At 41.9% G+C, this 23,513-nt stretch carries 13 protein-coding genes and 1 pseudogene; 13 read left to right on the top strand and 1 reads right to left on the bottom strand.

Features of this window, described 5'->3' with window-relative positions:
- The first annotated feature begins 24 nt into the window (after positions 1–24).
- From WFK81_RS01525 to WFK81_RS01475, 11 genes and pseudogenes are all read left to right on the top strand, one after another.
- Positions 25–1,866, top strand: coding sequence for a hypothetical protein (locus tag WFK81_RS01525; RefSeq protein WP_336784697.1), 1,842 nt, complete (start codon positions 25–27; stop codon positions 1,864–1,866).
- Positions 1,859–3,394, top strand: coding sequence for a hypothetical protein (locus WFK81_RS01520; RefSeq protein WP_336784696.1), 1,536 nt, complete (start codon positions 1,859–1,861; stop codon positions 3,392–3,394). Before WFK81_RS01525 ends, WFK81_RS01520 begins: the two co-directional genes overlap by 8 nt.
- Positions 3,391–8,838 (top strand): FtsK/SpoIIIE domain-containing protein, encoded by a 5,448-nt coding sequence (locus WFK81_RS01515; protein ID WP_336784695.1) that lies wholly within the window; start codon positions 3,391–3,393, stop codon positions 8,836–8,838. Before WFK81_RS01520 ends, WFK81_RS01515 begins: the two co-directional genes overlap by 4 nt.
- A gap of 76 nt (positions 8,839–8,914) precedes the next feature.
- Positions 8,915–11,044, top strand: coding sequence for a DUF262 domain-containing protein (locus tag WFK81_RS01510; RefSeq protein WP_336784694.1), 2,130 nt, complete (start codon positions 8,915–8,917; stop codon positions 11,042–11,044).
- Positions 11,045–11,377: 333 nt separating this feature from the next.
- Positions 11,378–12,012: pseudogene (locus tag WFK81_RS01505) on the top strand (glycoside hydrolase family 11 protein).
- 118 nt (positions 12,013–12,130) lie between these two features.
- Complete coding sequence (locus tag WFK81_RS01500; RefSeq protein ID WP_336784692.1) at positions 12,131–13,039, top strand: formylglycine-generating enzyme family protein; 909 nt, start codon at positions 12,131–12,133, stop codon at positions 13,037–13,039.
- Positions 13,040–13,177: 138 nt separating this feature from the next.
- On the top strand, positions 13,178–15,646 hold the full coding sequence (locus tag WFK81_RS01495) for a TOTE conflict system archaeo-eukaryotic primase domain-containing protein (RefSeq protein ID WP_336784691.1): 2,469 nt from the start codon (positions 13,178–13,180) through the stop codon (positions 15,644–15,646).
- The gene (locus WFK81_RS01490; protein ID WP_336784690.1) at positions 15,643–16,209 is read left to right on the top strand and encodes a DUF6155 family protein; all 567 of its coding nucleotides are present in this window, start codon (positions 15,643–15,645) and stop codon (positions 16,207–16,209) included. The genes WFK81_RS01495 and WFK81_RS01490 overlap by 4 nt, the downstream gene beginning before the upstream one ends.
- A 50-nt stretch (positions 16,210–16,259) precedes the next feature.
- Entirely contained in the window at positions 16,260–17,000 is a 741-nt protein-coding gene (locus WFK81_RS01485) for a Fic family protein (RefSeq protein WP_336784689.1), read from the top strand.
- Positions 17,001–17,004: 4 nt separating this feature from the next.
- A complete protein-coding gene (locus WFK81_RS01480) occupies positions 17,005–17,661 on the top strand; it encodes a M48 family metallopeptidase (RefSeq protein WP_336784688.1) in 657 nt (218 codons plus the stop codon).
- 375 nt (positions 17,662–18,036) lie between these two features.
- The gene (locus tag WFK81_RS01475) at positions 18,037–18,240 is read left to right on the top strand and encodes a hypothetical protein (RefSeq protein ID WP_336784687.1); all 204 of its coding nucleotides are present in this window, start codon (positions 18,037–18,039) and stop codon (positions 18,238–18,240) included.
- 888 nt (positions 18,241–19,128) lie between these two features.
- Here the strand turns inward: WFK81_RS01475 and WFK81_RS01470 are convergent.
- The gene (locus tag WFK81_RS01470; protein WP_336784686.1) at positions 19,129–19,854 is read right to left on the bottom strand and encodes a TylF/MycF family methyltransferase; all 726 of its coding nucleotides are present in this window, start codon (positions 19,852–19,854) and stop codon (positions 19,129–19,131) included.
- A 187-nt stretch (positions 19,855–20,041) separates the two neighbouring features.
- On the opposite strand from WFK81_RS01470, the gene WFK81_RS01465 reads away from it, so the two are divergent.
- Both WFK81_RS01465 and WFK81_RS01460 read left to right on the top strand, forming a co-directional pair.
- Positions 20,042–22,087 carry a glutaminase family protein gene (locus WFK81_RS01465; RefSeq protein ID WP_336784685.1) on the top strand — a complete coding sequence of 682 codons (2,046 nt, stop codon included), beginning with the start codon at positions 20,042–20,044 and terminating at the stop codon, positions 22,085–22,087.
- Between the two features lie 162 nt (positions 22,088–22,249).
- Positions 22,250–23,383 (top strand): GntR family transcriptional regulator, encoded by a 1,134-nt coding sequence (locus WFK81_RS01460; RefSeq protein ID WP_336784684.1) that lies wholly within the window; start codon positions 22,250–22,252, stop codon positions 23,381–23,383.
- The last annotated feature ends 130 nt before the right edge of the window (positions 23,384–23,513 follow it).

Raw genomic sequence — 23,513 nt, 5'->3', positions numbered from 1 at the left:
ATCTTAATAAGGCGGTAGTTCAAAATGACTATAATTCAATCTGAATGGATTAGTTTCCTTCGACAATATGGGCCTATTCCTAGAAACGACAACATGTATGATGAAGCAATCCATAGGATTATTAAAAAGAAGAAAATTGAGCCAATTACCATAGAATCAATATATTTAAAAGAACTTATAGATAATTTTCTTTCAAGCAATCCTAAATCGGTTATTCTTACCGGGACTGCTGGGGATGGAAAAACCTACAATTGTAGAGAGATTTGGTTAGCTTTAAATGGCTCACTTTCTGTATGGCAAAATGATGATAAGATTAAAGAATTGCAATTATCAAATTCTAAGAGATTATTTGTTATAAAGGATCTGAGTGAGCTTAAGGACGAGGAAAGAAGTATTCTAGAGCAGTTTGTTAGCTCTGTTCTTAGCCCAAATGATAATAATGTCTTTTTAATTGCAGCAAACGATGGCCAACTGATTGAGGCTTGGAAACATTTAAGGCCGGATCCTAATATTGAGACAGTTAAGCAGTGTATAGAGGACTTACTGGTTTCTGAGATAAAAGAGAAAAATGGGTTTCACTTAAAGCTGTACAATCTAAGTCAAATTAGTGCTGCAATACTTTTTCCTCAAATTGTAGATGTTGTTATAAAACATTCGGGTTGGAACAATTGTAACAACTGTTCATTGTATGGAGAAGATCAGACAGAAAAAAAATGTCCTATATGGGAAAATCGCAAAAGACTTGAGGGTAAACATGACAATAGGTTATTGAGTTCAAGGGTAACCGATCTTTTAGAATTATCTGAGTTAAACGGAGTTCATCTCCCAATAAGACAATTACTTCTTTTGGTTTCCAACATGCTTCTCGGACATCCGGAAGCTAAAGATAGACTAATGACATGTACAGATGCAGCAAAGATAGTGGAAGAAAATAAAACATCGCAAGCAAGTATCTATCGTAATGTCTTAGGTGAGAATCTTACAGAAAGACGTCGTGAATCAACAGATGTATTTGCTACTCTAGGCAAGTTTGGAATAGGGTATGAGACAAGCAATACTATTGATAATATTTTGATTTTTGGGGAAGATGATCCTGAACTAAATCCATATTACCAAGAGCTTTTGTTAAATGATACATATTACGGTGCTGATCAAACATACCGTGCACATCAAAAGGACTATTTAGAGGGCGTGACAGATAGTTCCGAAGTCTTTTTGATTTCACTCCGATCACAACGACAAAGATTGTTTTTTGTAATTCCTAAAGATAAAGAGGAAGAACTTAAACTATGGCAACTTACTACTTTTCAATACGCTGGAGAATATCTATCTGATGTATATAGAGCTGCAACAAATAATGGCAAAGTAGCTTCTCAGATTACTTCTAGAATAGCCCAGGGCTTAAATCGTATTTTTACAGGGTTATTAGCAAAGAACAACGACGAGCTAATATTAGCTACATCAGGCAGTCACTCACAAGCAAAAGTTAGTAGGATTTTTGAGGAAAGTATTTCTGTTCCTAAAAAGCGCGGAGAAAGCATGCAGATCAAATTGAATGCTAATGCGAAGCTTATAGTTGAAGTTAAACTCTCACCATCTGTTTCTGCAGTTGAACTGATTTTACAATTAGTTCGATATGAGTTTTTATCAAGAGTAGCAGAAGGCGCACTTCCAGGAAGTTTTTCACGGGAATGTTATGAGGATATTTTAGGGTTTAAAAGTAAACTCCTCAAACAATTAGAAATTAGACGCAAAATAGATGAAGAGGATTCGGATGATGAAAGTGAATTATCATTTAGGATTATCCGTTTAACTCCTGATGGTTTGATAGACGACAGAACAGTAGAGGTAAACTACAATGAATAACAGACTACCACGTCCAAATAAAATAGATTCTGATATGTGGGTAGATGAGGCCATTTGGGGCCATCGTTTATATGACGAGCAGACTCCATGGCTTTGTTTTATGGAATTTCTAACTGTACTTCAAGCGGAATACATTGCAGGAAGAGCGTTTCTTGAAGTTGAGCCCAATAAATTAGCTTATTTACCTCAATCAAGATTATATTTGCGAAATATCTTGTTTAATAATCCTCAATTATCATTGATAGCTAACAGATATAAATACGATGACAAAGAAGCGTGGACACAATGGTATGAGGTCATGTCTAAGGGACAAGCTGGCATAGTAAATGCTGATTTTACCTACTTAGAAAAGCGATTCCCCAAGTTTGAAGATTTTGTATCAGTTGTTCAATTTCTTCGGGAGACAACTATAGAAGGGGATAACAATAAACGGTGGAGTTCGCAATTTATTTTTCCATATGGTCCTAGTTGTCTATATGAAGATTTAAATGTTAAAGAAAATAAAGCTCCTACAAATGACAGAAGGTTCTTTGGTAGAACGGGAGAGTTATTGTATTTGATGCTGACTAGAAGTGGTGAAGGTTCTAGAATTCTTTCAAGCTTACAGAAAAGCGTCTTAAATCCTTTAAATAAATTTAATCGTCTAGTAGCTGCTTTAGAGCCAAAAGGAACAGTAAATGCTTCTTCTTTGAAACCCGGGGGATATCTGCCGTACTTAAATTTGCCAGAATATCAAACACTTGCAGAGGACTGGTTAAGTTTATTAGAGAGTAATATTCCAAATTATGATGCAATACCTCATCTTGTTAATATAACGGGGTTACACATGATAATGTATAGTTTGAATCGTGCAAAATCTGTACTCGATGATAATTCAAAATTAACTTTTGTTCTAGAAATTGTATCACCTAAGAAGACAATTATTAGGGAGCTTTCTTCTGATTCATTTACATTGCACAATAATATGTCAAGAAGGGCTATAGAAGCCTATATTAGACAAGTTACCCAAACAGATGCATGGAATCAAGTGACAGATATTACTGAAGCCATATCATTGTTAAAAAAAGAATATGAATGGCCGAAAGAGAATGAAATAGACTCTGCGAATTCACCAGAAGACTTAATAAATAAATTCGTAGCTGCCGCAATAAATAGACATAAACAACACGTTGATAAATTTCATGGTGTTTGGGGGAAAGAGATCGGACTTTCTTCTAGAAGAGGGTCCCGGAGACTTAGATACGCTCCACAAGATATGTTATTAAAATCCTTAGTATTATGTGTAGTACCAAAAAGAATGGAGTATCATGATTTTTTGGATAAGTTATATGAGAAATATGGATTCATCATTGGTGATAAACAGGCTCTCGAACTGACGGAAACTGGAAGGGCTGATTTAGAGGCCTTTTCAGAGAATGCGCGAAGGTTAGAGCAGCGATTAGCTAGTATGGGATTATTACGTAGACTATCAGATGCTTGTGCTTACGTTGAAAATCCCTTCGGAACGCAGGAGGAAATAAATTCATGAACCAACTAGAATTAATCGGGAAAGTTGCAACGGAGTACTTACGTCGACAGTTACAGAATACTCACTCTGAGGAAGGAATTGCACGTTTTTTATTAGATAGACTCACTGGCGACCAAGTATCCAATATATGCAAAACGATTAGCCAAGACGTTTTACTATCGTCAATAATTGCTATAAAAGTCCCTAGAAAATTAGTTGAGGGATCGGGATTATCAGATGTTATGGTTACGGATGAGAAGACCACATATTGGAGAAATGCTTCTTGTGATAAACCTGCTATATTGTTAGCTAATACCAATGATGATCAAGGACAATCATTAAGAGATATAGCTAGAGTTGGTGCGGGTGATTTGAAAAGTCATCCTGATCTTTGGGTTCAAGTGGCTGGAAAAGACTTACCTTTAAGTGAAGATCAGCAAAAACATTGGGCTCAAGCATTAAAAGGTCTTCAAGAAGCGAATGAATGTAGTCTTGAAGAGTTCAGCGAATATGTTGTAAAAGTACGTGGAGTCATTGCTGAAGAAAGTATCCCTGTCGTAAGAGCTCTAGGATGGGGATTGCCTGCTCTTCGAATTCCACGTGACTCTTTTTATTTTGATACTATCCCGGAGAATGCTTTGGGTCATGCAAGTCGTTGGAAAAAGATGTTTGTGGATGCCTACACTAAAAGAGCATGTTATTTATACAAGCAACATCCAAATCGGCAAATTATTGAGAATAGTGATATTAGTGCATCTTATGATAAAGTAAAAAGCCAAATTGATCCATCCGTTCAACCTATTATGGAGTTGTTTATTGAATCGGATATTAATTGGTCAAATGCGGCTGAGAGTCTTTCAGAATTAGAGTGGGAGTCAGATAAAGTTAATCTATTATTCATTGAGTTAAAGCCAATGAAAATAAATTTAGCTGAAAAAACTCGCCAACTTTATGAAGACGAGTTTCCGGATACTCTCACTGTTGAAGAAGTCACTTATTTAGACAATCTTAATGAACTGTTTAAAAAACGGAAAGCTAAAGAAGCCACTGAGGAAGACAAAGAGTTTTACGATAAACACAGACAAAATTTAGAGACTGATAAGGCTCTAAAAGCTGAATGGGATCGATTTGTATATGGTAAAGCAATTGAATGTACTGATTTCTTGGTCGGACTGTTAGAGGCAACAGAGAGATTATTTGCTCAATGTGATAGTTATCATGGGGAAAAAACACTGAAAATACGTACTCAAAAAACGAATAGTAAAAAGTCCTGGTTGGATTTAAATGAAGATATTGCTTTGCACTTCTGCAACGCATATAGAGGTCTTGAAAAATTGACGAATTGGCAAGTGAGTTGGGACACGTATCATTTGTTTAAATATGATCAATTAGTGCTAGAAGCAAAGCAGAAGAATAGTTACAAAAAGAATACTTCAACAGCTAAAGCAGCTGTTCAAATTGCATTTTATATTGAGTTAACCTACCAAGATTTGCAAGGGGCAAAGCAAAAAAATGAAGTAAAACTTATTTGGCAAGGTAATCCTCTAGAGATTGGTTTGGAACTCTATGATGATCTGAGAAGATTAGCGGAGCATCCTTTTTCCTATTCAACCGTTTCACAGAATCCTGTTAGTAAAAAGGGGAAACTTCAAGGATTATCTCTGAGCGATGTGGGAACAATACAAGCTGTTTTTGGTCAGGATAGGGGCTCCCTAGTAGGAGTTTATGCTAAAACAACTGATTTAGAGAAGCTGATCCTGAAAAGCTTAAAGAAATCATTTGAGGAGGATAGGCTCTCACAGAGAGATTACGATGCTTTAAAAGAAGTCTGGTCAGAATTTGCTAATAAATATAGACAATCAATTAATGATTGGTTGATTGATGGTATTAGTTCTGATTCCATGATTGAACAAAGTGAGTTTTATGATAAATTCTTGCGCACCCTACAAGAGCATGCTTTAGGGGACATGAACAGGATTAATATCATGCAGCCTGTTATGAGTATTGGTAACGTAAGGGTTGATGGTGATAAGAAAAAACCTATGACCATTATTGCGCCGTGGCATCCAATGCGTATGGCAGCAAAGTCTGTGAAAGCTAGACAAGTCATGGGATTAATTAATTATATATTGTCTACTAATCAAATAGACTTTGGTGATCAAAGATTATTCTTTACTGACCTTAAAGAGGAAATTATCAGTCCTTATTATCCAGAAGTATCGGTCGGTTATAAGGGCCAAGAACCAGTTCTTCTTTCAGTAACAGATGCAAGAAACGATTACACTTTAATGGAATACCCAATTCGTGAGGATGAAGATACACAGACGAATGAAGATCCAAAAGAAGCAAGCAGTAAGCTGCTGAGTCTTGTCGAGCGTTATTTAGATCTTCAGCCCCATGAGAAGACCAATTTAAGTTTAGTGTTGTACAACTGTGACTCCACTAGACTGCCTGAGACAATTGTTGGATCATTAGCTACAATGCATGAGGCAGAGGATGAGGTTCGCTGTCAAGTAATCTTAAGACATCGTGACACGAATAAGTTAAACGAATTGTATATGAAAATGATAGAAAATGCAGATAGTGATGCAGATTCGTTTGTAGCTAGTGAGGTAACTCGTGATTTCATGGCTCGTTTGCGTGTTGGTGTTATGGCGCATGAAGCTACCTCCTTAGATCCAAAAGAGGGTAAGCTAGCTGATATCGTATTCCTTCAAGATGTGATTTCTAGACAAGCAAATCTTGAATGGGATGAGGTACAAGTGAGACGTATTCCTGAGATACTTAGTCATTACCCTCCTCGGTGGGCGAAAAGACGTTCTACTGCTAAGGATGAGCTCAAATCGACCGTATACCTAACTTGTCCAAGCCAACCTTCAGTTGGATGGTCATATCTTTCGACCGTTTACTCTGTAGTGAAAGGTAAGGATGTTGCTCCAGGATCATTCTACTTACCTGCTAGACAAATCTCATTCCAGAATGAGAAAGTTAAAGCTATTTTTGATGAAGCACACAAACTTGGTGAATGGGTCGTCAATTACGATGAACTATTAGAACGCCGACAATTGAAAAATCTGGGAGTACAAGTTATAAAATATCAACATAATAAGTCCCATGGTTCTAACGTTGTTGTCTCTTCCAAATCACAATTGAACCTACTTAAGGTACTTGTCAAAAAACGATTAGATGCTTTGAACCTAGGATTAACAGATGTTGAGCTTGTAAATCTTAGTGATCGTTTTATAGAAGACGCCAATGAAATCTCAGGGGATATTGTACTCCGTGCTGCAAAGCGTGGTGTATTTGCTGGAGAGTTAATTGGGGTTGTTTTAAGTAAAGCAATTCTTCAATATGAGATGGGAACAGACCAAAATGCAGGTTGGTTTTTCCTAGACGATTATGCAACATGGCTTGGACAAAAAGAAGAACAGATTGCGGATATATTAGCTATCGCACCAAGATTGGTTAATGATAAACCACAGTTACAAGTATTCGTGTCTGAGGCGAAATATGTCGATGCAAAAGGTGTATCTGAAGCGAAAAAGAATTCCTCAAAGCAGTTGCGTGATACTGTTTCAAGAATGGATAATGCACTCTTTGGCAATCCAGGAAGACTTGACCGAGATCTATGGTTGTCTAGGTTAAGCGATATGTTAAATGACGGTATTGAATTGACGCCGGGTTCTCCGCTCTCTGTAGATGAGTTAAGAGAGGCAATTCGAAATGGTGATATTCCTATTGATATTAAGGGATACTCCCATGTGTTCTTGTCTACGTTGCCTGATATTGGTCTGGATAGCGAAAGAAATCCTGTTACAAATGCGAAAAAATGTTATCAAGAGGTATTTACTAGGGATTTAGTACGAGAGTTAGTATTAGCCTATCACAAGGAAGAATCTATCATCTCAATTCGTGAGAAATTGGATATTAGTAAGCCGTGGGAAGTATCAGAGGCTCAGATACCTGCTCCGAGAATTAATTATGTTGCGGCAAGTAACAATGGAGATACTTCCAATCGAGGAATTGTCCCTGAAAACCTAGAAGATATCGATAAGGAAGATGGTTCTGATACAACGACATCCGATTCGGATGAAAGTAATAAGAAGAATGCTAATCCAGTAGAAAAAACAAACGAAGAACCAACAAACGAAGAACTAACAAACGAAGAACCAACAAACGAAGAACCAACAAACGAAGAACCAACAAACGAAGAACCAACAAACGAAGAACCAACAAACGAAGAACCAACAAATGCAGTTGAAGTATCAATTATTGAAAGTAATAATGTTATTTCATGGGCTAGTACTGGTTTAGCTAATTGGATTGAACAAAATGCTCAATCAGCCGATGAAAATACTGAGGATCAGACCTGGGTTAACGAAACTGTAAACAAATTAAGACTTGCCTTAATTGGTTATAATTTACAAGCAAAAGTGATTGATCATCGATTAACGCCAAACGCAGTAATTATCAAGTTAAAAGGTTCAGATCAATTGAAAATTGATGATATTGAAAAGAGAAGATCAACTCTTCTTACAACTCATGCTTTAGATGTAATAAACATCTTGGCGCAGCCTGGTGAGATCGTTGTTTCTTTAGCTCGTCCCAATAGACAAAGTATCTCTTTGGCTGATGTTTGGAAAGTAAGAAAAATTCAGGCTAATGCTTCTGGCCTTAATATGAGTTTCGTCATTGGCGTTAAGGAAATTGATGGAGAACTTCTTTATTTAAATCTTGGTGGAGAGTTTGAAGGCGGAGCTCAACATGCTCCACATACACTTATTGCTGGTGCAACGGGAAGTGGTAAGTCAGTGTTGCTGCAAAACCTGATTTTGGATATTTGTGTAACTAATAAAAAAGAACTTGCGCATATTTATTTAATTGACCCTAAGTATGGTGTAGATTATATGCATCTTGCTGATCTTCCTCATCTTGTTGAAGGTATTGTCGATGATCAGAATAAAGCTACACATATACTAGAAGATCTTGTCATAGAGATGAATGACAGGTATCAGAAGTTTAAAGAAATAAGAGTAAATAACTTGAAAGATTACAATGCGAAAGTATTGGATGACGAAAAGTTACCTCTTATTTTCCTAATTCACGATGAGTTTGCCGAATGGATGCTAATCGATGAATATAAAAGTGCTGTTTCTTCTATTGTTCAACGGTTAGGGGTAAAAGCACGTGCCGCGGGTATACATTTGATTTTTGCAGCTCAACGCCCTGATGCTAATGTATTACCGGTTCAATTAAGGGATAATTTAGGGAATCGGTTAATATTGAGAGTTGAGAGTATCGGGACTTCTGAGATTTCCCTAGGGGAAAAAGGAGCTGAAAAGCTGTTAGGAAAGGGACATCTTGCCGCGAGACTTCAAGGTGAGGCAGGGTTAATTTATGGTCAGGTGCCGTTTTTATCTGGCGATAGTTTGAATTTACTTACACAGTTAATTAACGGTGCTTAATCTAAAGTTAATAACGATAGAGGCTTGGTTGGTGACCAGGCCTTTATCGTTAATTATAGCTGGAGGAAAATAGACAATGAAACTGAGAGATTTATTCGAAAAAAATGATGATGGAAAGTTAGTGCTTCCTGATTTTCAACGTGATTTTGAATGGGCTCGAGAAAAGCAAAAAAGTCTTTTGTCTTCTTTTGTAACTCAGCTACCTATTGGGAGTCTCTTAATTTTAGAGGGTAAAAAAGAGGATTTTGCTGCAAAAAAGTTATGTTTTCCGACGGCACTTAACTATGAAGGAAGAAATAATGAATGTCTATATTTATTAGATGGTCAACAAAGAATTTCTAGCTTAAAAACTATTTTTTCAGATTATTATAAAGATAAAAAAACATGGTTAGATACTTGGGAAAAGATGTATTCCGATTTAAATAATAGATGGTTTATTAGAGTAGAACCTAAGAATAATGAAACAGATATTTTTGGTTGGAAAAAATTGAGGTTTAATGGTTTCAAGTTTGAACCTGTCGAGGTAATAGAGTTTTTAGAATGTAAAAGAATTTACAAAACAAAAACTAATGAATGGTTTAATCCTGGTTACTCCCCAAAAGACCATGATAATAATACGTTAAAAGGAAATAGATTAAAGGTTGATATTGCTAAGAGAGCAGCAGAGGCAAGTTTAATACCACTTTATTCGGTATTCAACAAAAATAATGATGAGGAAAAACCACTTCATGAATATGTTATCGAACAGATTAAAAATAAAAGAATAGAAGAACTAAAGGCAGCTGTTATAGATGGCGAGTTAGAAATTACTGATTTACTAGAATCAGTTGATCCCATGATTTCTGATTATTTATCTAACGAAGATAAAGTTAGGGATGCTTGGTCAACTTTAGGCGCAAAATGGACTGAAAAAGTTAGTAAATATTTAAATGAATTAATGGATCAAGAAATTCCAATCATTCAGCTTCCATCCGATGAAATCAGCCGCGCTATTTCTATATTCGAAAATATTAACGAGGGAGGTACTGATTTAAATACTTTTGATTTAATTGTGGCAAAGGCTGCTAGATCAGGATACAGTGAAGAAGGTTCATTGTCACAAAGGATTATAAAAATATTGGAAAATGAGATCAATCTTAATGAATCATTATGTAATGATATATTAGGAGATAAACCTTGCAAATTTAAAGCAATAAATATGAAAACGATTGTAGATAACAAAATTTCGAAAAGCTTCAAGGAAATGTATCTAAATCTTTTATCGATACTCTCTCATTTTGAATATGGGATGGTTGATGGATTAAAAGTAGATTATATTAAAAGAAATAAGATCTTAAGTTTACAATACGAACAAATCAACGAAAATACACCAACAGTATTAAAAGCATTGATTAGGGCGTTAGCTTTCCTTAATACTAGATTAGGTATAACAGAAATTAATAAATTATCATACGAACTAATGATTCTACCGATAGCATATTTATTAGTTGATGATGATATATGGCAATGTAAAAATAAGCTTAGTAGAATAGAATATTGGTATTGGGCCTCTTTATTTGGCGGAGCATATCGCGAAGCCCAAAATTCACAAAGTATAAAAGATATCAAGAACCTTTATTTGTGGGTTAAAAAGGATGGAGAGAATAATTTTAAATATTTGTATAATAAAGTACTAAATGAAGAGGGTTATTCCAATAAAGATATTCTATTACATAAAGATGAAAATAATGAAGTGCGTGCAAGCGTGAGTTTAGGCATGCTTCAATACATTCTTAGTAATCAGCCTAAAGATTTTCTACCAGTAATTGAAGAAGAATTAAGACTCAATGCATGGGACATATCTACTGGTAAATTAGTTAGAAGAAATGATGAATCTATTCAGTTAGAACTACATGATCATCACATTATACCTCTTGGAGATGCTTCTAATATCGAAGAATCAACAAAAAAGATTAGGTCTGATAGAAGACATTTATTAAATAGTCCTTTAAACAGAACATTTATAAGCTCAGTATCTAATTTAAAGATACGAGATAAATCTCCTGATAGATATTTGCAATATATAAAAGAATCTTCGAGGTGGGGACACTGTTTGCCGGAGGACCAAACTTTTAACATATCTAATAATTATGAAGAGTTTTTAGAACATCGATATTCTGAATTAAAAAAACAAATTAAAATGGAATTAGAAAAGTTAGAAGGATAAATTTAAAGAATGCGGCGTGGGAGAATGAAATCCTATGTCGCATTTTATTGTTATTGTTTTAAATGTATTAGGAAGGTAAGAGTGCATGATCAGGGAAACGAAAATACTTACATACTAGTTAAATCCAAGGGGGATAACCCTTTAATTTGATCCTTATTATGAAAGCGTTTTCCTTCTATAATCTTGTTCAGAAGGAGGTGGCTGCCGAGCTTAGCAGAGAGGGTCAGACACAATAACAATCTACTTCATAGAGAATCAGCGCGCAGAGATGATTCAAGTTAAGTCGTAGGTAAATGTTGTGACAAGCCATAACAAAATCCCAGGAGGTAGATTATGTTTAAGTTGAAAAAGAAGGTTATGACAGCAGACTGGCAGCATCCATGAGTATCGGTTTATTCGCGGCAACGGCAAATGCGGCAACAGACTACTGGCAGAACTGGACGGATGGCGGCGGAACGGTGAACGCGGTTAACGGTTCCGGCGGCAACTATAGCGTGAATTGGTCGAATTCCGGCAACTTCGTAGTAGGTAAAGGCTGGAATACCGGCTCTGCTTCCCGTGTTATTAACTACAACGCAGGCGTATGGGCGCCAAGTGGCAACGGTTATCTGTCTCTCTACGGTTGGACTAGAAATTCCCTGATCGAATACTACGTGGTAGACAGCTGGGGAACATATAGACCTACGGGTACGTACAAAGGTACGGTAAATAGCGACGGCGGCACTTACGACATCTACACCACACAGCGCGTCAACGCGCCTTCCATTGATGGAACAGCAACTTTCACGCAGTACTGGAGCGTCCGCCAATCGAAGAGAGCGACCGGCAGCAACGTCGCCATCACCTTCAGCAACCATGTTAACGCCTGGGCAAGCAAAGGCATGAACCTGGGCAGCAGCTGGTCCTATCAGATCCTCGCGACGGAAGGCTATCAAAGCAGCGGCAGCTCGAACGTAACGGTGTGGTAATCTGATAAGTTACTAAGAGGGCCTGCTTGCTTTTTACCATATGAAAAACAGAGCAAAGGCCGGCCGGTCTCCCTGACGGCGGCCTTCTCTATTTCGAATGCTCAAAGGAGAATAACCGATGAGAAAGCTTTTAACCTGCTCTCTATTAGCAGCATTAGTCTTGGTTAGTGCTTGCTCGGAAGAGTCGCAGCCGGACAAGAATGCGCAGAAAAAGTCTGCTCAAGACGCAGCCGTAGTTCAGCCTGTCAAGTCGGAGGATAATAAGGATGATAGCTTCGTGCTGGTGAAAGGTGGAGCTTTTGCCAATACGAAATCCAGCTACCATGGGAAAGACATGAAGCTTCCGGACTTCTATATCGGCAAATACGAGGTCACGCAGGAAGAGTGGGTTAACGTGATGGGAAGCAATCCCTCCCAGTTCAGCGGCGCCAAGCTGCCGGTCGAGATGGTCAGCTGGTACGACGTGATTGAATACTGCAATGCGAGAAGTGCAAAGGAAGGCCTTAATCCTTATTACAGCGTAGATAAGAGCACGAAGGATCCGAATAACAAGAGCGAGCATGATCAGCTCAAATGGACGGTTACGATCAACGAGGGAGCCAACGGTTACCGGCTGCCGACGGAGGCGGAATGGGAATATGCCGCAAGCGGTGGACAGATGAGCAAGAGCTACACCTATAGCGGAAGCGACGATGTGAACGAAGTCGCCTGGTATTGGAGAAACGCCGGGGACAAGTATTTAATGGGAGACTGGACCTGGCCCGCGATAGAGAACAACCACGATACGACCAAAACGATCGGCCTCAAGAAGCCTAATGAATTAGGCTTATACGATATGACGGGAAATGTACGGGAATGGTGCTGGGACTGGTACGTGGGGCAGGATGTACCGCAGGGCGCGATGCGGGTCGTCAAAGGCGGCGGTTGGATTGGCGATATCGGCAGCGCCGAATCGGCCTTCCGGGGCAAGTTCGAGCCTAACGGCTTTGGGCCGGATCAAGGCTTCCGATTGGTGCGCGGGGAGTAGCCTGAATAAATTCATAATTAATCATCAACCCCTTCAGTCATGTAGGGGTTTTATTTGTTATAGCAGTATTTCCTATTTATAAGCTGTACCTCTCCTATGCTAAAATAATGGTATTAACGCTCATAAACCGGAGGGTATATGAAGGATCTGCAAAGAGAACTTGAGCTTGCTCTGAGCGAAATTAGCCGTTTGAAGCAAGAAAATATACTACTGAAGCAAAAGATCGAGGAGATGACAGAAGATACCTTCTCGATCTTTAGATTAAGCCCGCCACCTACTAAAAATGCCGAGGATTCTGTCAATCTTCCGAAGATAGAGTCTCTGAAGGGAAAAGTTCATAATTTCTCTTCGCCAGATGAGAAGATTTCCTTATTCCGCAGTTTATTTAGAGGACGAGAAGATGTATACCCGGTTAGATGGGAAAGCAAAGCAGGAAAATCAGGTTACTCACCTACTTGCAAGAACGAGTGGTCATTTGTATGCAAAAAACCTCAAATTAAATGTTCAGATTGTTCGCACAAAGAATATCTTGCGATAACAGATGAAACGATATCTCAACATCTCGATGCAAAATATAATCGTACGATCGGCATATATCCGATGCTTCAAGATGAAACGTGTTACTTTCTAGCCATAGATTTTGATAAAAACGATTGGATGAAGGATGCCTCTGCAGTAATGTCGACTTGTATGATTTATCAAGTGCCGGCAGCTTTGGAACGATCACGTTCAGGGAACGGTGGTCATATATGGATTTTCTTTAATGAGGCAATTGAGGCTAGTTTAGCCCGGAAGTTCGGCAGTGCTCTACTTACCAAAACAATGGAAAGCAGGTATGAACTGAGTCTGAACTCCTATGACCGATTGTTTCCTAACCAAGATACGATGCCAAAAGGGGGATTTGGCAACTTAATAGCTTTACCTATGCAAGGCGGCCCCCGAAAAGAAGGAAACAGCGTTTTTGTAGATGCGGATTTTATGCCTTATGAGGATCAATGGAGTTTCTTGTCTTCATTGAAGAAATTATCCCAATCTGAGATTGATCAAAAAGTACATGAACTAATTGGGTATTCGAATCTGATAAACGCTGGGAATTGGAATGCTGAAATGGACGAGGATAGGCCGTGGGAAAAAAAGCTTCTCGAAGAGGAATTACTAGAAGATTGTGTCTTGCCGTCAAAGGTTGAAATCACATTATCCAATATGATCTATATTGCGAAGGATGGCCTGCCTGCATTTGTTCTCAATCAGCTTCGCCGTCTAGCTTCTTTCCAAAATCCTGATTTCTATAAGACACAAGCTATGCGTCTATCAACCTTCGGCAAACCGAGAGTAATTAGCTGTGCGGAAGATTTTCCTAAGCATATTGCTTTGCCCAGAGGTTGTTTTCACTTGGTAAAGCATTTATTACAGAAATATAATGCTGATCTGAACATTACTGATGAAAGAAACGGTGGTATAGAGGTAGAAGTGAGTTTTACAGGAAAACTGACTATGCTTCAGGACACAGCAGCCAGATCGATCCTTGCTCATGATAACGGGATATTGTCGGCAACAACTGCTTTTGGGAAAACGGTGGTTGCAGCCTCCATTATCGCTTCCAGGAAAGTAAACACGTTAGTGCTGGTTCATAGACGTGAACTGATGGACCAGTGGAAGGAAAGATTATGTACATTTTTAAATTTGACTTCGAAAGATATTGGGGCCATTGGAGGCGGCAAGGAAAATAGAACCGGCAAGATTGATATTGCCGTTGTTCAAAGCCTGAACAATAAAGGTCAAATCAAAGATTACTTGACGGAGTATGGACAAATTATTGTTGATGAATGCCATCATGTGTCTGCATTTAGTTTCGAACAAGTATTAAAGAAAGCGAATGCCAAATATGTAGTTGGATTGACCGCTACCCCAACCCGGCAAGATGGCCAACAACCAATCGTACTTATGCAATGTGGCCCTATACGTACTAAGATTGATGCAAAATCACAGGCGTTCGCAAGAGGGTTTGAGCATAAAGTCATTCCTAGATATACGCTGTTCAAATTACCAACCACTATTGCAAATCCGCCGATACAGAGCATTTATGAGTGGTTGGTGGAAGACGAAAAGAGAAATGAAATGATTTTTGACGATCTTCTAAAATGTCTGGATCAGGGGAGATCACCAATATTGCTTGCTGAGCGAACGGCTCATGTTGAATATTTTGAAAAGAGATTGAAAAACTTTGCGAAAAATGTAATTGTCCTGCGCGGCGGTATGGGAAAAAGGCAACGTGAAGCATTACGGCAACAAATTGCAAGCATACCCGCAACAGAAGAGAGAGTATTTATAGCCACAGGCAAATTAATTGGCGAAGGTTTTGATGATGCCAGACTAGATACTTTATTTCTAGTCCACCCCATTTCCTGGAAAGGAAGCTTGCAGCAATATGCTGGGAGATTGCATCGGTCGTACGATAATAAGCATGAAGTACAGATTTATGATTATGTCGATTTACAGGTTCCCCTTCTTATGGGAATGTACAAGAAGAGGATAAAAGGATACCGTGCAATGGGATATAAAGGAAGGAGTTATAAAATCATGAAAGGTTGTCTACATTCAGCATGAATAAGATCACACTCCCCCAACTCAAAAAACAATTAAAGTCCTACAAGCAGGAAGAATTAATCTCCATCATCTTAGACTGCTACAAATCTAGTGCGGATGTTAAAAACTATATTCATATGCTGCTGGAGCCTGAAGGCACGGAAGAGCAGCTGTATGAAGAGACGAAGAAAAAGATTCGCAACCAGTTTTATCCTGATCGCGGTCAACCTAAGCTGAAGCTGGCAGAAGCAAAAAAAGCCATTACGGAGTTTGGCAAACTAAGCAGCAATGAAGCAAGGCTCCTTGATCTGATGATTTACTATGTAGAACTAGGCGTAGAGTTCACTAACGATTACGGTGATATGTACGATTCCTATTATTCGAGCATGGTGTCGATGTTTCGGAATGTAATGGATCGAATAAACACGATGAGTACCTACACATTATTCCAAGACAGGCTGAAATTGATCTTACACAATACGCAACATATTGGTTGGGGATTCGGTGATGCTTTGGCGGACATTTTTTATACTGTTGCGTTGGACTTCGAGGATGAACTGAAAGACGAAGAGGAAGAGGATTAATCTAGTCTCTCTCGTGCTATACTAGAAATAAAACGGTAAGGAGGGGTACTTTGAATTTTTCTAAAATAGATGCGTTAAAGCAAGAACTGGATAATTTGAGACCCTTGCCATCCGCTGCGGTTCGCAACCTGGAAGAGGTTTTCCGTGTTGAATGGACTTATAACTCTAATGCCATTGAAGGCAACACGCTTTCTCTATTAGAAACGAAATTGGTACTTGAAGAAGGCTTGACGATTGGCGGTAAAAAGCTTCGCGAGCATTTTGAAGTTGTAAACCATTCAGAAGCAATTGATTTCGTAAAAGATATCGTAGATAGAAAGTTGGAATTAACGGAATACGTGATTAAATCCATTCATCAGCTCGTACTTAAGAATATTGACGATGACAATGCCGGTAGGTATCGGATGATTAACGTAATGATATCCGGTTCTCAGCATAAGCCTCCGCATTTTTCAGTGGTAGCAGAACAGATGGAAGGACTAGTGAAATGGTATGAAGCCAACAAAGATTTGTTACACCCCGTTCAACTAGCTGCTGAATTTCATTTCAGGTTTGTCTATATCCACCCCTTCTCGGATGGCAATGGGCGTACAGCAAGGCTGTTAATGAACCTAATACTAATGAAATATGGTTTTCCGACCGCCATTGTAAAAGCAGCAAATGATGCCCGCATCAAATACTATGAGACTTTAGAGCTAGCGAGTATGGAAAATAATCTAGAGCCATTCGTTAAACTCATAGCTGAGTGCGTGGAAGAGAGCTTGAATAAGTATATTGGAGCAGTGAAGTAGGACGATGAAAGTTCTGATAGACAATCACACAGTAGACGTGAACGTCCTCTATGGCGTGAGGAAGAAGCTGTATCTCCAGATGGATTCGATGGGGCATATTACGGTAAAGGCCCCTAACGATACAAGCGATGAAGTGATCCGGCAAGCCGTGAAGCAGCATGAAAAAGAAATCCTGAACAGGCTTCAGGTCATTGCGAAAGCGCAAGCTGCAGCGCCTAAGACAAGGGAGTACGAGGACGAAGGAAGATTCCTTCACCTCGGTAAATATTATAATCTCCATGAATTAATCGAGACAGAAGGCTTAACGGAAGAGGAGCTGAGGCTGAATCTCCGCAAGTTTTATTTTGCCAGCTGCAAGAAGGTTGTAGCAGAGCGGATTAAGCCTTACCAGGAAAGGCTGAAAGTAAAGCCTAAGTCGATTGACATTGTCGAATCGGCGACCAAGTGGGGAAGCTGCAGCTCCAGCAAAAAGCTGACTTTCAACTACCGCCTCGCGATGGCGCCGGTTGAAGTGATCGATTATGTCATTGTCCATGAGCTCTGCCATCTTACGCATATGAACCATGACCGTTCCTTCTGGCGTCTGGTCGGAAGCATCATGCCCGATTACAAGGACAAGGAAGCGTATTTGGCCCGTTACGGGCAGGCGATGACGCTGTAGTTGCCAGTTTTTATCTATAGACATGATTGTCGAGATGTAACAGTATAATAGTGGAGCGATCTGTTTAAAAAAGAGAGAGGAACAAAACGGTTCCCACAGCCTAAAAGCTGCAGGATCTCGTTTGTATCTCTCTCTTTTTTTATGTCGAATTTAGCATTTAGTGCTATTAAAATCTATTGACATCATTTGGGATAACCCTGAAACGGCATTCAAAAAGCCATTGAGCTGGATTACGTGCAGTCCGATGAGCAGGAACGGATTGTTTTGAAATAAGGGAAAAGGAAATGACCGCTTATCTTGCGTATGGCATAACCGGAACCACGCTATGAACAGCCGAACGGCGTCGCCTCTGCCTCTCCGCCGGAGCGTGCTTTGTTGTTCACGCGATTGAAGGGGGTTGTCCATCATCTGCTTGCGACAGAGAGCTTTGGGGATGTGGTGCTGCGTGCCGCCAACAAAGGCAGCGATTTAGATATCTGGGGAAGCGACTGGATTTCAATACGGAGAACGGTTTTGAGGCAGGAACCCATTAAACTGGGAGATGCACTTCTAGCCTTGCGAGAAAGCGAGAGGCTGTAGGCGATAGATAGTGACATGGTAAAGGGGCTGCTCATAGATCATCTTGGATGATTATTGGGGGGCTTCTTTTCATTTGAAAAGGTCAGCTGCTTGCAGCAGGTAGTTGGGGGAACTTTCAGCAGAATGGATTTCCTCCAGTAAAATTTGCTCTATTTTGTTGCTGCGTCTCTCTACGTTGGATTCGGTCCACTAAATTTATGATTTTTGAGGTTATTTAGGCGGATGTCAGCCCATTTTGCTGTACGCAATCCAACGTACGTATGAGAACCCCGGTAGAACGGACCTTTATACTGTAGTGAATCCAACGTGTGCCGCGTTGTTTCGCCGTAAACAGTGAAGGTGGAGGGTTTGTCGATGTGCGACATCGTCAAGCTGCCGGCAGCAGCCCGATTCTAGCAGCTTAACGATACGCCATATCGTTAGGGAGTCACACCAGGCGGGAAAAAGGGCGAAAACGGCCATTTCCGACGGCCTTAACGATGTGCGACATCGTCAAGCAGCCGGCAGCAGCCCGATTGTAGCAGCTTAACGATACGCCATATCGTTAGGGAGTCACACCAGGAGGGAAAAAGGGCGAAACCGGCCATTTTCGCCGAGCTTAACGATGTGTGACATCGTCAAGCTACCGACAACACCCCGATTCTAGCAGCTTAACGATACGCCATATCGTTAGGGAGTCACACCAGGCGGGAAAAAGGGCGAAACCGGCCATTTTCACTGGCCTTAACGATATGCGACATCGTCAAGCTGCCGGCAGCAGCTCGACTCCAGCCGCTTAACGATACGCCGTATCGTTAAGCGGCCACGCTAAGCGGGACAGTGAGGAGCCAGAGACTGGCCCCAACTAAAAAGGAGCAACCGCCGGTTGCTCCTTTTAACTCTTCAAGCTTACTTCGACTTTTTCCAATACACGCCTGTAATATCGATTGTCACGAGCGGGTCCGTGATGTTATGGGCAGCGCGGAAATCATGTACGGCAGCGGCGCAATAGCCGATGGAATAGTCGTCGATGATGACGTAGCCGCCGACGGATACTTTCGGATAGAGGTTGTTCAGCGCATCCATGGTGGAGGAATACATGTCGCCATCGAGGCGGGCAATGGCAATCTTCTCCGTTGGCGCCGTAGGCAGCGTGTCCTTGAACCAGCCCTTTAGGAAGACAACGCTGTCGTCCAGCAAGTCGTATTTCTTAAAATTCCCCTGCACTTCCGGCAAGGAAACACGCAAAAAGTCCTGCTCGTGGAATTTGGAGGTTGCATCGATCGGATACTGCGGGTCCGGCTTTGGCAATCCTTCGAAGGAATCGGCCACAAGTACCTTGCGGTTCCGTACACCATGCGCCTTCAGGAAGCCCGCCATAAAGATACATGCACCGCCGCGCCATACGCCCGTTTCAATAAAGTCTCCCTGAACGTTGTTGGCGATGACGTCGTTCATCAGCATATGAAGATTGTTCATCCGGATCCGGCCGATCATGCTATGTGCAATAAGGGGCCAATCGAGGCCTTGAAGACGGTTCTCCTTCGTGGCACCTGGCTCATGCTCAAGCCAGATTTCGAATAGAATCGTTTTCTTCAATAATTCCAAATACATCTCTACTGCTAGATTGCGCATAATCACAGTCCTTTTCATTCTAAGTGTTAAGGTATGAATATGAACCAAGCCGGCAAATGGCTTGTGTGTACGACCACCGGAGCGAAAAACCTGTACATCGCCCGTTTTGCTCATTGACATAAAATTTAATATAGCATTATAATATATCCATTATAACAAATGCATATATGATAAAGGAGTTGTTCTCATGAGCGCAAGCGCAATTCGTCCTCCTGCAGTCCCTCTCGTAACGGTAGATCCTTATTTCAGTGTATGGTCCCAAGCGGACCGCCTTACGGATGACTTTACCCGCCATTGGACGGGACAACGGCATGCCATGACCGGCCTGATCCGAATTGACGGAATGGTTCAACGATTTGCCGGGCTGGTAGAGCCTAATGCCGAGCGGTATTACACGGAACCGCAGGCGATGGAGCAGAAGAGCGTAGCCGTATCTCCGCTCAGCACGGTCTATGCGTTCCAATCGGCAGGAATCGAATTGACGGTCCGCTTTACGTCTCCGCTGCTTCTGAATGATCTGGACGTGCTGTCGAGACCGGCTTCCTACGTGGCCTTCGAAGTACGCTCGACAGACGGCGGGGAGCATGACGTACAGATCTACTTCGACGTTACCGGCGAATGGTGCGTGGATCAATCGAAGCAAGCCGTGATCAGCAAGAAGCAGGAAACGGACAGCCTGATCTCGCTGCAGATCGCTCATGAGACCCAGGAGCCCGTGAACCGTTCCGGCGACGATCACCGCATAGACTGGGGTTACTTCTACCTGAACGCGGAGAAATCCGATCAAGTGAGCGGCTACATAGCGCCTGCGCATATCCGCAAAAACTTTGTTCGCAACGAGAAATTGGCCGAATCTCCGGCACAGACGGAAGCACAGGTTGTTGCGGACGTACAGCCGGTGATGGCGCTTGTCTACAACATCGGCAGCGTAGGCGCCGTAACGGAAAAACGCTTGGCCGTGCTCGCTTACGACGACGTCATTGCGATTGAATATTTCGGCGAGAAGCTGCAGGCTTATTGGAAACGAAACGGACAAAGCACGCAGGAAATGATCGAGGCCGCATTCTCGGAATACGAGAGCCTGCTCGAACGATGCGCTGCATTCGATAAACAAATCATTGCCGAAGGCGAACAATCCGGCGGAAGCCGTTATGCGGATCTTCTGGCGTTATCCTATCGCCAGGCTATAGCCGCGCATAAGCTTGTCCTTGATACGGAAGGCGAAATTCTGTTCCTGTCAAAGGAATGCTACAGCAACGGCTGTATGGCTACCGTTGACGTCAGCTACCCGTCAGTACCCATGTTCCTCCTATATGCTCCTGAGCTCGTTGAAGGAATGATCCGTCCGATTCTGAAATATGCGGAGAGCGAGGCTTGGACCTTCGAATTCGCGCCGCATGATATCGGCCAATACCCGATCGGCAACGGCCAGGTATATAGCGAGAACCAGCGCGAAGGACAAATGCCGGTTGAGGAATGCGGCAACATGCTTTGCATGGCGGCATCCGTCGCTCTCGCCGGCGGCAACCGCGATTACCTGTTCAGCCATATCGATATTCTTGGCGAGTGGGCGGAATACTTGACCGAATTCGGCCTCGATCCGGAGAATCAGCTGTGCACGGATGACTTTGCCGGCCACCTTGCGCGCAACGCGAACCTGTCCGTGAAGGCGGTTATGGGCGTAGCAAGCTATTCGATCCTGAAGAAGCTGCAGGGCGACCAAGAAACGGCAGACCGTTACATGGCTAAAGCCAAGGAAATGGCCGTGCAATGGGAGCAGCTTGCGGCGGATGGCGACCATACGAAGCTGGCTTTTGGCTCGGAAGGCACGTGGAGCCTCAAGTACAATCTGATCTGGGATGTGCTGTTCGGCACGGAGCTGTTCTCCAAAGAGATGATCAACAATGAAATCAGCTGGTATAAGAAAATGAAAAACGATTACGGCACGCCGCTCGACAACCGTGCCAACTATACGAAGAACGACTGGCTCGTCTGGTCGGCCACGCTGTCGGATAACCAAAGCGATTTCGAAGAGCTGGTAAGCCCGATCTGGGATATGCTGAACGAGACGGAAGACCGCGTACAGTTCTCCGACTGGACGGATACGGTTACCGCCCGCCAAATCGGCTTCCAGCACCGGACGGTCGTCGGCGGCATCTTCATGAAGGTGCTGAAGGACAAAGGCATTATGAAGGCCTTCCAAGCGGTTTCTTCCGTCAACGGAGGAAAGTGAATTTAAGATCCTGTGACGGGCAGGGGCGCATGCGATGTGCGCCCTTGTTTTTGCTCTAATAAAGAAAATAGACATTTGTTTAAATAACTGCTTTGTTAACAAACCCCGATCATGGTATATTTGTTATAACCAATGAATTGCGGTCCGGATAGGAGGAATAGCGTGAGTCAAGATAGAGAGCCTCTGTATATCAAAATACAGAATCATTTCAAAGATCTGATCATCTCCAGGGAGCTCGTAGAGGACGATAAAATCCCGACGGAAAAAGATCTGATGGACGAATTCGACGTCAGTCGGATTACCGTTGTCAATGCACTTGCGGAACTAGCGAAAGACGGATGGATCTACCGGATTCCGGGAAGAGGCAGCTTCGTCAAAGGCATTCCGGAGAAGCAGATGGCGGTCAGCCCTGTAACCGAGGTGCGCGGAGAGCAGGCGGGACCCAAGGTGAAGATTGGTCTGGTGTTTCCCGTGCTTGGCGACTATTTCGCCATTCGTTTAATAGCGGGGATAACGGACGGCCTTAAGGCCAAAGGTTATTCGCTTGTTATCATGCTGACCAACAACTCCAAGGAGAAAGAGAAGGAAGTTATCCGGGAGATGAAGAACACCGTTGACGGGCTTATTATTTTCCCGGTCGACGCCGAGGTCTATAACGAAGAGATTATCGCGCTCAAAATGCAGAACTACCCGTTTGTCCTGATTGACCGGTACCTGCCGGGCGTGGAGACAAACGTTGTTGCTTCGGACAGCGCGCTTGCCACGATGCTTGCGGTTGATCATCTGTGGGAGCTGGGACACCGCAATATCGCGATCTGCTCCGACTCGCCGCTTATGACGGTATCGGTAGACGAACGGATTCAAGGCTACCAGGAAGCGATGAAACAGAAGGAAGCGTTGATTAATCCGTCGCTCATTCTGAATGATATTCATATTAACGGCGGCGGCATGAGTCCCGAGCATCCGTTCTACCGCTTCGTGAAAAATCAGATGGCGACCGCCTATATCGCGCTCAACTGCTCGCTTGGCGTTCAGATCTTATCGATTGCCAAGGAGGTTGGCCTTCGCGTTCCGGAGGATATCTCCATCGTGACGTTTGATAACCCGACGCCGCTGCTCGAGGAGTTTAGCCTGCTGACCCATATCGACCAGTCGGAATATCAAATGGGAGCTGAAGCCGTTCAGCTGCTGCTTCAAGTCATCGAGAATAAAGGCAAGCAGCCGATCAAGTTCGAGAAGAAAATCCTGAAGCCTACCTTAATTGAACGCAAAACAACGGCAAAAGCGAAAGCATAAGCGCCATACAGGCAAAATATACGAGAAAACCCGATTCCCTTGCACTTCGAGGGCGTCGGGTTTTCTTTTTTTATTTGACTAATTTAATATAACAAATATAATTAATTGTATAGGGATTTTATAGCATTTG

It is taken from the genome of Paenibacillus sp. MMO-177 (genome assembly GCF_037147795.1).
GTDB lineage: Bacteria > Bacillota > Bacilli > Paenibacillales > Paenibacillaceae > Pristimantibacillus.
Note: the sequence above shows the minus strand (reverse complement) of the source record. Positions and strands in the feature narration are given on the sequence as shown.